Source organism: Gordonibacter urolithinfaciens (genome assembly GCF_900199375.1).
In the GTDB taxonomy this organism is placed as follows: domain Bacteria; phylum Actinomycetota; class Coriobacteriia; order Coriobacteriales; family Eggerthellaceae; genus Gordonibacter; species Gordonibacter urolithinfaciens.
The window spans coordinates 2,882,762-2,896,537 of sequence record NZ_LT900217.1 but is presented as its reverse complement, the minus strand read 5'-3'; the positions used below and the strand labels follow the sequence as shown (position 1 = coordinate 2,896,537).

The window sequence follows — 13,776 nt, the reverse complement described above, 5'->3', positions numbered from 1 at the left end:
CCGCCGCCGGCCGCACGGCGGCCGGGCCTCAGCGCCCGTTGCGGCGCTTCTCCAAAAACCCGTCTATTGTGGCATAAACGCGGCGAATATCAAGGGGCTTGCTCAAGTGTCCGTCCATCCCGCTCTCCGCGCTGCGCTCCTCGTCCTCGGTGAAGGCGTTGGCCGTCATGGCCAGGATGACCACCGTGGAGGCGTCGGGGCGATCCATGGCCCGGATGGCGCGCGCCGCCCCGTATCCGTCCAGCTCGGGCATCTGCACGTCCATGAGCACGAGGTCGAAATGGCCCACGTCGGAGGCCGCGAACGCCTCCACCGCCTCACGGCCCGTGGAGGCCGTCTCGACGCTTGCGCCCGCCATGGTCATGAGCTCCACGGCAATCTCCTGGTTCAGCGCGTTGTCCTCGGCCACGAGGATGTGCGTGCCCGCGAAGTCGTGCGCTTCCGGCTGGATGCCGACGGGCACGGCCCCCTCCTCGGCGTCCGGCTCCTCGACAATGGAGGGCTCGCCGGTGGCGCGGCCGAGGGGCACGTCCACCGCGAACGACGAGCCGTGGCCCACGACGCTGGCCACGCGGATGCGCCCGCCCATGAGCTCCACGAAGCGCTTCGTGATGGCCAGCCCCAGCCCTGTGCCCCCGTGCTTGCGCGCCACGGAGGAGCCGCCCTGCTCGAACGAGGCGAATATCTTGTCCAGGTGCTCGGGCTCGATGCCGCAGCCCGTGTCGTCCACCGCGAACCGCAGCCAGATGCAGCCGTCCCCCGCATCCGCGAGACGCTCGATGCGCAGCGTGACGCTCCCGCCTTCGGGAGTGAACTTGAACGCGTTGCCCATGAGGTTGTAGATCACCTGGTTGAGCCGCAGCGGATCGCCCACCACATGGCCGGGCACGTCGCCCTCCACCACGGCGGCGAAGGCGACGTCGCGCTCGGAGGCCTGCGCGCGGAACACGGCCGCCAGCGACCCGATGAACGTGGACAGGTCGAACGGCTCTTTCTTTATCTCCACCTTGCCGCTCTCGATCTTGCTCATGTCGAGGATGTCGTTGATGAGCGACAGCAGGTGCTCGGAGGACAGCGTAACCTTCTCCAGGCACGTGCGCACTTTGCCGTCGTCGCCGATGCTCTCAAGCGCGATGGCCGTCATGCCCATGATGCCGTTCATGGGCGTGCGTATCTCGTGCGACATGCGCGACAGGAACTCGGTCTTGGCCAGGCTCGCCTGCTGGGCCTCGGCGAACGCGCGCTCGGCGCGGTCCTTCTCCTCGGCCAGCAGGCGCGTGTTGCGCCTGGCCATCCGGTAGTAGATAAGGAACACCAGCAGCACGAACAACAGCACGGCCACGCCCACGATGGCGGCGTTTGCGGCGATGGTGCCGCTAAGGTCGCCGATATCTCCCTCGATGACGCTGTAGGGCATGACGGTGCACAGGTACCATTCCGCATGCCCGAGCGGGTAGAAGTACAGGTACTCGCTGCGTCCATCGAACACGATGGGCACGTTGACGGTGTCGCCACGCGCGAGAACCGAGCGGATCCTTTCCTCCTCGGCGCTGCCTCCGACAAAGGAGCCCCGCTCGTCGATCAGCGAGAACAGGCTCTCGCCTGGATTCAGGCCGCTGTTCCGGTCGCTCACCACGCAATCGCCGTTGCGGTCGATCATGATGGAGCGCGAGAAGCCGTCGAACAGCGTGAGGTTGAGGCGGTCGCCCACGCCCAGGGAGGCGAAGCCGCAGACGGCGGCCACGATCGTGTCGTCGCCGCAGCGAAACGGCTCGACGTCGTCCACCAGCACTATCATGTCATCGTACAACACGACCCGGCGCCCCTGCGCATCGCGGTACGCGGGCAGCTCACCGTCGTCGTCGCAGGCGCACACGTCGCCGTCGGCGGAGACGAGCTCGCCGGAGGAGGTCCGCACGGCGAGAAACGCGTAGTCGTCGTTGCCCGCCTGCGTCCGCAGGTAGCCCGCCATCTGCTCCCGGCTGTCGGGAGCAGCCAGCTCTAGACCGCTCGCCACCGTCTCCAGCTGGCTGAACTTGTTCTCCACGCCCGTATCGAAGTGGAAGACCAGCTGCTTGCTAAGCTCGCCGAGGTACACTTCGCTCACGTTCGCGATGACCTCGTCGGTGGCCTTGCGCGTGGAGACGATGGTGTAGGCCAGCACCAGCGCCACGGCCACGGCCACCGCCACGATAGCCGCCGCCACGCGCCTGCGCCCGTGCGAATCGAAATGCACGCCCATGCTGAAAGCCTCACCCATCTTCGTCGTCGGAACCTCGGGCATTCTACCATCGCCGCGGGCGGCACCCTCCCCCGCCGTCCTACCGCTTGGCAACGGCTTCCTGACGGCCGGCCGGGAAAGGGCGCCGGGGAAGGCTCCGCCCTTGCGAATCCACGGTGAAACGCCCCGCGACGGCTGGCGCGCGAGGGGCCTTTCGGGTAGGATAGGCGCATACGAGAATCGAGGAGCGAAACGTGCAAGAGACGAAGGACGCGCAGGCCGGGGCGCCGCGCACCCAGAACGTGCCCGAGCAGGGCAGCGTGGCCGTGCTCATCCCCTGCTACAACGAGGCCGTGACCATCGGCAAGGTGGTGGACGACTTCCACCGGGTGCTGCCCGATGCCACCGTCTACGTCTACGACAACAACTCCTCCGACGGCACGGGAGAGATCGCGCGCGAGCACGGGGCCGTGGTGCGCGCCGAGCGGCGCCAGGGCAAGGGCAACGTCGTGCGCCAGATGATGCGCGACATCGACGCGGACTACTACCTCATGGTGGACGGCGACGACACCTACCCGGCCGAGGCCGCGCCGGAGCTCCTCGCCCCGCTCATGGCCGACGAGGCCGACATGGTGGTGGGTGACCGCCTCTCCAACGGCACCTACGGCGAGGAGAACGACCGCGCGTTCCACGGCTTCGGCAACGACCTCGTGCGCGTGCTCATCAAGTGGATCTACGGCTTCGAGTTCTCCGACGTCATGACCGGCTACCGCGCCTACAACGCCGTGTTCGCCAAGACCATGCCGGTGCTCAGCCCCGGCTTCGAGATAGAGACGGAGCTGTCCATCCACGCGGTGGACAAGCGCTGGCGCATCGCCGAGGTTCCCATCGACTACCGCGACAGGCCCGAGGGCTCGGAGAGCAAGCTGGACACGTTCTCCGACGGGTGCAAGGTGCTGCTCATGATCCTGTCGCTGTTCAAGGACTACCGGCCGCTGGCCCTCTTCAGCTGGGTGGCGCTGCTGTTCTGCGTGCTGGGGCTCGTCGCGGGCGTGCCCGTGGTCTGGGAGTTCGCCGCCACGGGGCTCGTGCCGAAGCTGCCCTCCGCGCTTTTGGCCGTGGCGCTCGTGTTCATCGGCATCTTGAGCTTCACCTGCGGGCTCATCCTGGACACCGTGGTGAAGGGCACCCGCAAGCAGTACGAGCTGCAGGTGACCGAGGCGTACCGCGAGCACGGCAGGCGGTAGGGCACGTTCGCGCGCGGTCCTCGAAAGCGCAGGGGCGGATACACGATGCTCGCGTCGGGCTGATGCGTTGCCTCGCTCTCTTCCGCCCCTCTTTGCATTCCGCATAATACCTGCTCGTCCTTCAAAATTGCAGTCGTGATTAGTCGCCCCCGACTTCGCATAATAAAAGGTTCGGGCTTTTTCATTCAGGCATTGGGCGATGATATCGCTACGTAACCTTTAGGTTACACTACGAGCACAGGAGGCGGGAAGGAGGCTCTCGCAGCGAGCGGGAGCACCAAGGCGACCGGTCTTAGCGAGCCGCAGTTCGGTCGTGCTCAGGTGCTGGCGGCACGGGCTCGCACTATGGCATCCCGCAGGGCCTCGAGGTCGGGTTGGGCGAAGCGGTACGACACAACCTGGGGTTCGCCAGGACCGTCCGCGGACGCGGTACCCGCCCCGCGCGGGCGCTCGGGGCGCTCGACGCGCACGAAGCGCAGCTCCGCCTCGTCGAAGCCCTGCGACAGCAGCGCATAGGCATAGCATTGGGCCTGCAGCAGGTGCTTTCCGTTCAGCTGCGCGGGGGTCTCGGCGTCCGAGCCGCCCGTCTTGTAGTCGATGGCGAGCGCCGTGCCGCCCGGTTCGGCGCCGTGCGTACACAAAAGGTCGATCTCGCCCTCCATGAGCGCATCGTCCAGCGCCACGACGAAGGGCACCTCGGCGCGGCGCAACTCCCAAGCATGGGTTTCCGCGCAGGCGGCGCTGCCGAACCAGCGCGCGCAGGCATCGGCAAGCCGGCCGCGCTGCGCAGGCGAGAGCGCGAGGGCTTCGGCGATCGCCGCGAGCCGCGCGTCGTCGGGGACGGCGCCCGCCTCTACGGCGAACTGCGCGGCGCGGTGGAACGCGCTGCCGAGCGCCGTGGCCTTGTCAGCGTCGGCTTCCAGGTGCGCCTCCTCCCCTTCGTCCCGGAGCGTCGACGGCAGCGCACCGACGATGGGGTCGACCGAGGACGGCGCACCGACACCCGCCACCGTGGCGCCCCCCGGCGCTTCGTCGAAGGCTGGTGCGTATGCGGGGGCTATGGACGAGTAAGAGAAAGCATCCTCGCCGGCCGGTCGCCAGGGTCGGCGCGGCAGAGGCTCGAACCCGGCCATGCGCGGCACGGCGAACGGCGCGCGTGCCGCATCGGAGCCGCAGGCCGGCCCTTCCGCCTCCGCATCGGGATCGGCGTCGCCGAATGCGGCACCCGCCGCCTGCACGGCGATGCGCTCGAAGCGCGCCGGCGCGCTGCCGCCGTACTCCAGCAGGGCCTCGCCCTCCGGGAAGTCGGCCGCGTCGCAGAGCGCGCTGCGGACGTCGTCCACGAGCGCCGGATACGCGGGAGGCTTGCCGGCCGCGGGCGCCTTCGCGTCCATGGCCACGACCAGCGCCTCGCTCGCCCGGGTGAGCGCCACGTACAGCTTGCGGCGCGCCTCGGCCAGCTCCTCGGCCGCTGCGCGGCCGCGCAGCGCCGCGCGGTAGGCGTCCTGGGTGCACGCGGGCGCGCCCCGGCCGTCGCGCGCGGGGCCGCCCTCCTCCAACAGGCGCCGGGCGGCGGCCAGGTCGGCATCCTCATCGTCCTCGAAGCCACCGGCGCCCGCCCGCTTCGCCACGCCGGGAAAGGCGTCCAGCGAGCCGCCCGCTGCAAGCGAGGCGTGCGCGGCCGCACCGCACGTCTCCACCACGAGCTTGCCCGGGGGCAGCGCCGGGCCGGCGAAGTCCGCCACGGCCACGATGGGGAACTCGAGGCCCTTCGAAGCGTGGATCGTCATGATCCTCACCACGTCTCCGCCGCTGCCCGAGAGCGCGCCGGGCGCCTCCTTCATCCCCGCTGCCAGCTCGGCCGAGAACGCGCGTGCCGCGCTCGCCAGGCCCAGGCCGCGCTCCCCCTCCAGCTGCTCGATGAGGCGCACGGCCTTGAGCACGTTGGCTGCGCACGCCAGGCCAGCGGCGCCCTGGCCCTCGAGCCGCGCCATCCAGCCCGAGCGCACGACGGCATCGCGCACGACGCGCGAGAGGGGGCGGGTGCGCGCGTCGCGCTGGGCGCGCGCGAGCAGGCGCACGGCATGGGCCAGGCGCGGCGGAAGCCCGTCCGCGCGCTCCGCCAGGCGAGCGAACCCCTTGTCCAGGTCGCGGCGGCGCAGCTCGCCCGTCTCGTCGTCCCGCTCGGTCGCCAGCTCCAGAAGGTCGTCGGCCGACAGGCGCACCATGTCGCTCGTGAGCACCTCGAACAGCGCCGCCGTGTTCGCCGGGTTCGCCAGCGCCTCCACGAACCGGGCCACCACGCGCACCTCGGGAGCCGCCGCGAACAGCGACCCTCCCGTCACGGCGCACTCGAAGCCCTCGTCGCGCAGCGCCCGGGCGTACGTCTCGGCACGCGACATCTTGCCCAGCAGCACCACCATGTCGCCCGGCGCGTGCCCGCACGCCCGCAGCGCGGCGAACCGCCGGGCGATGGCGCGGGCGCAGGCGGCCTTCGCGTCGTCGACCCCCACGCCGCTCCCGCGCGCGGCGGGGCGCAGGGCCAGCACCAGATCGATGCGCGGGCCGTCACCGCGGTACGCCGACGGGCGCCCCTCGTGCGGCTCGAGCGACATGAAGCCGTCCCCGAATACGTGGGGCTGCTCGAACACACGGTCCACGAACGCGAGCACGTCGGCATGGCTGCGGAAATTCTTCGCAAGCTCCACGTAGAGCGCGCCCACCTCGCCCGAGCGCATCGTGCGCTTGTGGGCCTCGTACACGTTCACGTCGGCCCCGCGGAAGCGGTAGATGGACTGCTGCGCGTCGCCCACGGTGCACAGGCGCGCAAGCCCCGGCCCGGCCAGGTGGGCCACCAGGTCTATCTGCAGCTGGCTCGTGTCCTGGAACTCGTCCACCATGACCAGCTTGAAGCGGTCGGCGTAGCGGCCGGCCACGTGCGGGTGCTCCTCGAAGGCGGCCAGCGTCCTCACCAGCAAATCATCGTTGTCCAGCTTGCACAGGGCGCGCTTCTTGTCCTCGTAGCGGCGCGCCACGTCGCGCGCGAGCGCCATGAGCTCGGCCGCGCGCGGCCAGGCCAAGCCCAGCGCCAAGCTGCGGCACACGTGCGCGTGGACCTGCTGGTATGCCGCCACCCGCTCCTTCACGTCGGAGCCGCCGAACGTCTTCGGCAGAAACGCGCACCCGTCCACCACGGCCGCGAGGTCGCGCAGGCAGCCGTCCGGCTGCCCGGCGATGAACGCCGAGAGCGCCTCCTGGGCCTCGGTCGCCTGCACCCGCGCCCGCTCGGCCGCGGCGCTCTTGCCGGCCTGCTCGAGCGCGCCCGCCACGTCCTCGTACGCCAGCAGCAGCTCGCGCGCGAGCGCCGATGCTGCCGGCGGCTCCGGCCCCAGCTCAACGGCGTCCAGCCCGCCCCTCAGGCCCACGGCCTTGTCGAGCAGCGTCTGCAGCATCGACGCCACCGAGGGCGCCGAGGGCAGTGCCGAGCGCGCCGGGAACTCGTCGAACAGCGCCCCGTACGACCCGCGCTCGATGATGTCGTTGTCGGCGCCGAGCGCCTCGTCGATGCTCGCGGCCACGAGGTCGGCGCGCTCCGCGTCGCCCACGATGCCGAACGCCGGATCCAGCCCCAGCTCCAGCGCGTGCGTCCGCAGGATACGCGCGCACATGCCGTGGATGGTGGATATCCAGGCGGCGTCCACCTTCAGGGCCTCCTCGCACATGCCCTCGGCGCGCAGCGTGCGCTTGACGCGGGCCTTGATCTCGGCGGCCGCCTTCTCGGTGAACGTGATGGCCAGCACCTCGTCGATGCCGTCCGCCGCCGGCCCGCTCTCGGGCAGGAGTGCGTAGGCGATGCGCTGCGTGAGCGTGAACGTCTTGCCCGAGCCCGCCCCGGCGGACACGAGCAGCGGGCCGTCCACGCGCATCACGCTCTCGCGCTGGCCCGGCGTGCAGGAATCCAGGTTCACGGCCTAACGCCTCCTCTCGCAGGCGAGCACGGGGCAGAAGCCGCACGGGTCAGCGCCGCGCGGGTCGGGCGACACCTGCCCCGCCCCCATGCTGCGGGCCGCCCGGGCGATGCCCTCCTCCACCCGGTCCGCCAACTCGGCGAACGACCCGGCGCCCACGGCCTCGGCGGCCGGCCCCGGCGCCCCGCAGGCTTCCGCGTCGATGCCCGGCACGTCGGCCGCGCCCACGAAGGTGCGGTCGAAGGCGCCGGCGACGCGCCCGTCCCTCCCGTACGACACGTAGAGCGCTCCCACGACCTCCAGCCCCAGCAGGCGGCGGGCCACCTGGGCGTACACGAGCGCCTGCACCTTGTGCGGCAGCACCGCCCCGCCGGCGGTGGCCGCCGGCGACGCCGAGGCCAGCGCGTAGTCGGGCGAGAGCGATCCCTTGTAGTCGATGACCACGGCCTGGCCGCGCCCGTTTACGTCGATGCGATCGACGCTGCCCCGCAGCTCGAAGCCCCCGTATGCGAACGGCTCCTTCGCACCGAAGTCGAGCTCGAAGTAGGCGGGGGCAAAGCCGGGCAGCAGCGCGGCCTCGCGGTCGAGGTAGGATACGAGCCGGCGCTCGAGGCCGTGCGCCTCGGCGCGCTCGAAGGCCGTGAGGGGCAAAAGCGGGTTGGCCTTGCGCTTGAGCTCGGGCTGGAACGCCAGGTGGCGGGCGAACGTCTCGCGCATGAGCGAGCGCGCCTCTTCCAAGTTGCCCGGCGCCACCTTCGCGTTGCCCGCCTCGATGAAGTGCTCGTAGAAGCTCTTAAGCACGCCATGGGAGAAACTGCCCATCTCCAGCGGCCCGAAGCCCGCGTCGGGCTCGGACAGGCGCAGGCGCCTCAGCGAGAACCACTTGCAGGGGCACTCGAGGTAGCTCTCGATGGCCGAGGGCGACAGGACGGGCGTCGCCGGGCGGTCGCCGGAAGCCGACCCGCCCTCGCGCGGCAGCACGACGCGCCCGCGCGCGGCAGGCGACACGTCCCCGCTCGTAGGAACCTCCCACGCCTCCGCATCGGACGCATCGTCGCCGGGCGCCAGGTTCGCGTGAAGGGCATCCTCGCCCGCACGCTCGGCGAAGGGCACGAGCGCCTGGGGCAGCCCCGTCGCGCGGTCGAGGTCGCCCATGCGCGTGGGGTCGGGCCGGTAGCAGTCGATCAGCTCCTCGTACATGACGGCCGGGTAGGCCTCGTCCGCGTCCGCCGTGCTCAGCACGCGCTCGCACACCACCGCGTCGCGCGCGCACGACAGCGCCCGGAAGAAGCGGCGGCGCGAGGCCGCCAGCGCGTCGCCGCACGCCGCAAGCCCCAACCTCTCCAGGAGCAGCGTCGCGGCGTCCTCGGCGGGACGCACTGGATACGAGCTCGCCTCCAGGTCGCACAGCACGAGCACCGCGCACGAGCACGGCGGGCGGTCGGCGGCGTCGGCCAGGCTCGCGAACAGCACGGAGGGCTCGCACGGGGCATCCGGCGCCGCGCCTTCCGAGGCGCCCTCCCACGCGCCCGACGGCACCGGCTGGCGCGCGAGCAGCTCCAGCGCACCTGCCAGCGGCTCCCCCGCCTGGGCGCAGGCGGCCGCGAAGCGCCGCGCGCAGGCGACGGCGGCCAGCTGCCCGGCGCGGTACGCCTCATCCAGGCCGCCCATGCGGCGCAGGCGCTCCTCCAACACCGCGAGCGCCGCGTCCGCGTCATCGCGCCCGAGCGCCGGCAGCGCCGCGTCCAGCACCTCGCTTGCCGCGCGCAGGTCGGCCTCGATGCGGGCGTGGTCGGCCGTGCGGTCTCCGCGCCAGGCGGCGTCGAGCGCCCAGGCCGCACGCTGCGGCACGCCCGAGAACGGGCTGAGCGCGAAATCGGCGGCCTTCGCCGCGCAGGGCCCGGAACCCCAGGCGAACTCCGCGAGCGCCAGGAACGCCCGGCCGAAACCGGTCTGTGCGAACGGCGTGCGCGCCGACACGGCGGCGTCCACGCCGCGGCGCGCCAGGAAGTCGGACGTCTCGGCGAACAGGGCGGCCGGCTCTCGGCAGGCCGCGCACACGCACAGCGGCGCGCGGCCCTCCCGGCGGGCCGCGGCGCGCTCCGCGAGCGCGGCGTCGGCCAGGGTGCGCGCCACGAGCGCAGGCGCGGCGTAGCGGCCGGCCGGAAGCAGGAAGCGCACGGCCCCCGTCGGCTCCACGGCCGTGCCGTCGGCGGGCGCGAACAGGCGCCCCAGCAGTGATTGCAGCTCGCCGTTGCGCCCAGGGGCGCCGTCGGGCGCGCTGCAGGCGTCGTCGACGCGCACGACGTCGGCACGCTTGGAAAGCGCAACCAGCAGATGGGCGAGGGCGCAGCCGGGCTCGTCGAATCCCAGCGTTACGACCGGCGACGCGGGAAGCGTCCCGGAGAGCGCCTGAGCCGCCTCGGAGAGCTCGCAGAGCCCGGCCGCGCGCAGCTTCGCGGCGTAGCGCGCGAGCGCCGCCACGACGGCCCGCTCGCCGTCGCTCAGGCTCGCCTCGCCCGACGAGCCCGCGTCTGCGAGCCAGGGCAGCGCCTCGCGCGCGAGGCCCGCCACGAGGTCGACCGTCCCCGGCGTCGCCTCCAATGCCTCCAGGCCGGCCGGCGCGAGCCCCCGTCCGGCCTCGGCGGCGCCCGCATCCGCCAATGCGCCGCCCGCCGTCGCGCCGCCGTCCGCAGCCTCGCCGATGGCGCGCCGCACGAGCAGCGTGCGCTCCGCCGAGGACACGAGGCGGCGCCCGTCCCCGAAGAGCTCCCAGCGATCCGCGATCCACGAGGAGAACGTCGCCACCCGCACGCCGAGCACGCCGCCGCCGTCCGCGAGCGCGCGGCGCGCCCGCGCGGCGGCGGGCGGCGAGGGCACCAGCATCGCGGGCACGGCCCCGCCGTCGGCAAGGTCGCGGGCGCAGGCCACGGCGGCGCCCAGGGCCGCAGCGGCGTTTTCGGCTATGATGGTTCGGTAAGGCATGGCGCTATTGTAACCGCGCACCGCGCGGGGAATGCGCTAGAATGGCGTCCATGCAGAAGAACATCTTGAAATACTCGGCCCTCGTGTTCGCGGGCGGCGCCAGCTACGGCATCATGGCCACCACGGTGAAGTTCGCGCTTGCGGACGGCTTCCAATGGACGCAGGTCGCGGCGAGCCAACCGCTGTTCGGCACGCTCCTGTTCGCCGTGGCGCTGGCGGTGCTGGCGCTTGCGGGCAAACGCCCCGTGCATCTCTCCCCCCGCGGCGTGCTGCGCCTGCTGGGACTCGGCCTGACCACCTGCACTACCTGCGTGCTGTACAACTTCGCGCTCACGAGGCTGTCCGTGGCCGTGGCCATCACGCTGTTGTTCCAATTCACCTGGATAGGGGTGGTCATCCAGATCGTCGTCACGCGCCGCCGTCCGAGCACGGCCGAGCTCGCGGCGGCCGCCATCATCCTGGGCGGCACGCTGCTCGCCAGCGGGCTGTTCTCGGAGGGGGCGGGCGCCATGGATCCTCTCGGCGTGGCGTGCGGGCTGCTCTCGGCCGTGAGCACGGCGCTGTTCATGTTCCTGTCGGGGCGCATCGGCGTGGACCTGCCGCCCATCCAGCGCGGCCTGTTCGTATGCCTGGGCGCGTGCATCCTCGGCTTCGCCGTGTGCCCCGGCTACTTCGCAAGCGGCGCGCTGCAGGCCGGCATCTGGAAGTACGGCCTCGTACTGGGCGCATTCGGCCTGCTCATCCCCGTGGTGCTGTTCGGCATCGGCACCCCGCACCTGCCAACCGGCCTGTCCACCATCATGGCGTCCTCGGAGCTGCCCTGCGGCATCCTCATCTCGGTGTTCGTGCTGGGCGAGCCCGTGAGCACCCTGCAGGCCGTCGGCGTCGTCGTCATCCTGGCCGGCGTGGTGGTGTCCCAGCTGCCGAACCTGCTCCCCGCCAAGACCGGCGTTCTGGAAGATGCCAGGTAAAGATCATGAGAACGCAGGCGACTTTCGCGGGCGTCCAGGCATGCATGAAGCAATGCCCCCCGTCGGGGATAAAATCTCGACTTAGAATGAGATGAGGTCTCTTACCCTCACTTTAAGAGCGGACGCGATGCGACATAGAACGTCGATGGTAACGTTCTTCGCGCCGTTTTCGATAGACGAGACGTACTGCTTGCTGCCGTTTCCTATGGCCACGGCCAGTTCCTCCTGAGTGAGGTCGAGCCCCTCACGGAATTCCCGTATCTTCCTTCCAAGCATTTTTCTCTCGTCGATTCCCATTTCCATTCCATCCTTCGCATGAAACAGAAAACCCGACTCCACGAGGGTAGCCGGGTTGCAAGGGTGGTGCCCCCAACGGGAATCGAACCCGTGTCTCAGCCTTGAAAGGGCCGCGTCCTGACCTCTAGACTATGGGGACGAAGTCGTTTTCCGCCAAGGAAAACAGCCTGAACATTATTGCAAAGCCAGCGCGGCAATGCAAGGGTGAATTTTCAGGCATCGAAGCGCCGATCGCAGCGATGCCGCGGATGTCGGAGCAGGATGCCAGGGCGGCCCGCGCGTATCGGAACGGGCCCGGGTTCCAAGACGGCCCGCGCAAAGCCGAGAGATGGCGCTTCCGGCGCACGGTCGTGCCTTCCGAGTTCCCGTGCGCCGGAGTACCGCCGGCGACCAGTTTACCGGACGGCCGGGCGCGCACCTTCCCGTTCGCCGTCCGTCACGAATCCCTAACCATCGGGCGCCCCGCTTTTGGAAGGGTTCCACTCGTTCCGTGAATCCGGGTGCTGGCGGACCGGGAAATCGCCCGCAAGCGGGGACGTTGCGGTATGATGGAAGCATGGACACGGACAAGGCGGCTCGGCCGCAACCCCTAATCGATCGCCCCGGCGAGGCCGAGGAGCCCCCCTCGGGGCCCGTCGGAAATGCGAGGCCTTCCGATGCAGCCGACACGCCGGCCGCCGCGCCGGCATTGCCTGATGTCGCGGAGCCCGCGGGCGACGAGGCCGCAGCGCCGCCCAAGCCGCGCGTAATCGTCATGCACGCTTCCGTGGGCTCGGGCCACCGCAGCGCGGCCATGGCCGTGGCCCAGGCCTTCGAGCTGCTGCGCGACGAGGCGGCGGCCGCCCGGGCCGGCGCCGGAGAAGCCGCAGACGGCGCGCCCCGCCCCCATGCGCCGCAGGGCGCGCTTGCCGGCGTACCCGTTCCCGAGGACCTGGAAGTAGAGGTCGTCGATATCCTGGACTGGGGCCGCATCGTGTTCGACGGCGACCACGCCGCATCGCTCTTCACCGGGGCCACGCGTCCCATCTATGACCTCACCTGGCGCTTCACGCTCACCGGCCGCCTTTTGTGGGCCGGCGGCACCGCTTGGTCGCGCATCATGTACCCCGCCTTCACCGAGTACGTGCGCGAGGTGCGCCCGCTGGCCATCGTATGCACGCACATCACGGCGGCGAACGTGGCCGTGGGCGCGCGCATGCTCTCGGGCCTGGAGTTCCCCATCGTGTGCGTGCCCACCGACTACGAGACCGAGGGCCTCTGGCCGCACCGCTACACCGACCTGTTCTGCGTGGCGAACGAGTCCATGGCCGAGACGCTGCGCCCCCGCCGCGTGCCCGAGGAGGGCATCCGCATCACGGGCATCCCCACGCGCGAGGACTTCCGCCGCACCTACGACCAGCGCGAGACGCGCGAGCGCCTGGGGCTGCCGCAGGACAAGACCGTGGTGCTGGCGCTGGCCGGCGCGCAGCTGCCCCGCCCCTACGTGCACTTCCGCGACGCGCTCGACAAGCTGCTGCCCTACCTCCACGCGCTTTCGGACATGCACTTCGTCATCGTGGCCGGCAACGACGCCGATTACGCCCGCCACCTGCGGCAGGAATGCGCCGATCTGGGACTTGCCAACGTGAGCGTGCTCGACTACGTGGAGGGCATGGCGGCGCTCATGGCGGCCAGCGACGTGGTCATCTGCAAGTCCGGCGGCCTCGTGGTCACGGAATGCCTGTGCGCGCAGGTGCCCATGGTGCTGTTGGGCCGCGCGTACGGCCAGGAGAAGGTGAACGTGCGGATGCTCACCTCGCTCGGCGCGGCCATGCACGTGACCACGTCCCGCGAGCTGCTGGACGCGCTGCGCCACATCGAGAAGAACCCGGAGAGCATCCGCTCCATGTTGATCAACGGCAGCTTCCTGCGCCACCCGGACGCCGCGCGCGACGTCGCCCGTGCCACGCTGGAGCTGGCCGCGCACCCCAAGGGCCCCGACGACCCGCAGCGGAGGAAGCATTTCCTGCGCTTCTACTGGGGCGGGAAGCCTGCGCACACGCGCTAGAGCCGAGCGGCGCATCGGACGGGGGCCAAGCGGCGGCGCC

General features: G+C 71.1%; 7 protein-coding genes and 1 tRNA gene. 3 read left to right on the top strand and 5 right to left on the bottom strand.

Annotated elements, in window-relative coordinates:
* Positions 1 to 28: 28 nt before the first annotated feature.
* On the bottom strand, positions 29 to 2,242 hold the full coding sequence (locus BN3560_RS12385; RefSeq protein WP_231897403.1) for an ATP-binding protein: 2,214 nt from the start codon (positions 2,240 to 2,242) through the stop codon (positions 29 to 31).
* Positions 2,243 to 2,475: 233 nt separating this feature from the next.
* Here BN3560_RS12385 and BN3560_RS12380 point away from each other — a divergent pair, with 233 nt between their 5' ends.
* Positions 2,476 to 3,468: a glycosyltransferase family 2 protein gene (locus tag BN3560_RS12380; protein WP_301155081.1), complete on the top strand. Its 993-nt coding sequence runs from the start codon at positions 2,476 to 2,478 to the stop codon at positions 3,466 to 3,468.
* A gap of 317 nt (positions 3,469 to 3,785) precedes the next feature.
* On the opposite strand, the gene BN3560_RS12375 is transcribed toward BN3560_RS12380, so the two are convergent.
* Both BN3560_RS12375 and BN3560_RS12370 read right to left on the bottom strand, forming a co-directional pair.
* A complete protein-coding gene (locus BN3560_RS12375) occupies positions 3,786 to 7,436 on the bottom strand; it encodes a UvrD-helicase domain-containing protein (protein WP_096228291.1) in 3,651 nt (1,216 codons plus the stop codon).
* Between the two features lie 3 nt (positions 7,437 to 7,439).
* A complete protein-coding gene (locus tag BN3560_RS12370; RefSeq protein WP_096228290.1) occupies positions 7,440 to 10,421 on the bottom strand; it encodes a PD-(D/E)XK nuclease family protein in 2,982 nt (993 codons plus the stop codon).
* Between the two features lie 50 nt (positions 10,422 to 10,471).
* Here BN3560_RS12370 and BN3560_RS12365 point away from each other — a divergent pair, with 50 nt between their 5' ends.
* Positions 10,472 to 11,392, top strand: a complete 921-nt coding sequence (locus BN3560_RS12365; RefSeq protein WP_231897402.1) for an EamA family transporter — start codon at positions 10,472 to 10,474, stop codon at positions 11,390 to 11,392.
* Between the two features lie 81 nt (positions 11,393 to 11,473).
* On the opposite strand, the gene BN3560_RS12360 is transcribed toward BN3560_RS12365, so the two are convergent.
* Positions 11,474 to 11,689 (bottom strand): helix-turn-helix domain-containing protein, encoded by a 216-nt coding sequence (locus BN3560_RS12360; protein ID WP_096228687.1) that lies wholly within the window; start codon positions 11,687 to 11,689, stop codon positions 11,474 to 11,476.
* A gap of 64 nt (positions 11,690 to 11,753) precedes the next feature.
* Positions 11,754 to 11,828, bottom strand: a tRNA-Glu gene (locus tag BN3560_RS12355).
* A gap of 417 nt (positions 11,829 to 12,245) precedes the next feature.
* Here BN3560_RS12355 and BN3560_RS12350 point away from each other — a divergent pair.
* The gene (locus BN3560_RS12350) at positions 12,246 to 13,736 is read left to right on the top strand and encodes a glycosyltransferase (protein WP_096228288.1); all 1,491 of its coding nucleotides are present in this window, start codon (positions 12,246 to 12,248) and stop codon (positions 13,734 to 13,736) included.
* The last annotated feature ends 40 nt before the right edge of the window (positions 13,737 to 13,776 follow it).

Bases quoted from the DNA above. Each gene is read 5' to 3' on its own strand.
- BN3560_RS12385 (WP_231897403.1), bottom strand. From the start codon at position 2,242: ATGGGCGTGCATTTCGATTCGCACGGGCGCAGGCGCGTGGCGGCGGCT.
- BN3560_RS12370 (WP_096228290.1), bottom strand. From the start codon at position 10,421: ATGCCTTACCGAACCATCATAGCCGAAAACGCCGCTGCGGCCCTGGGC.
- BN3560_RS12365 (WP_231897402.1), top strand. From the start codon at position 10,472: ATGCAGAAGAACATCTTGAAATACTCGGCCCTCGTGTTCGCGGGCGGC.
- BN3560_RS12360 (WP_096228687.1), bottom strand. From the start codon at position 11,689: ATGGGAATCGACGAGAGAAAAATGCTTGGAAGGAAGATACGGGAATTC.
- BN3560_RS12350 (WP_096228288.1), top strand. From the start codon at position 12,246: ATGGACACGGACAAGGCGGCTCGGCCGCAACCCCTAATCGATCGCCCC.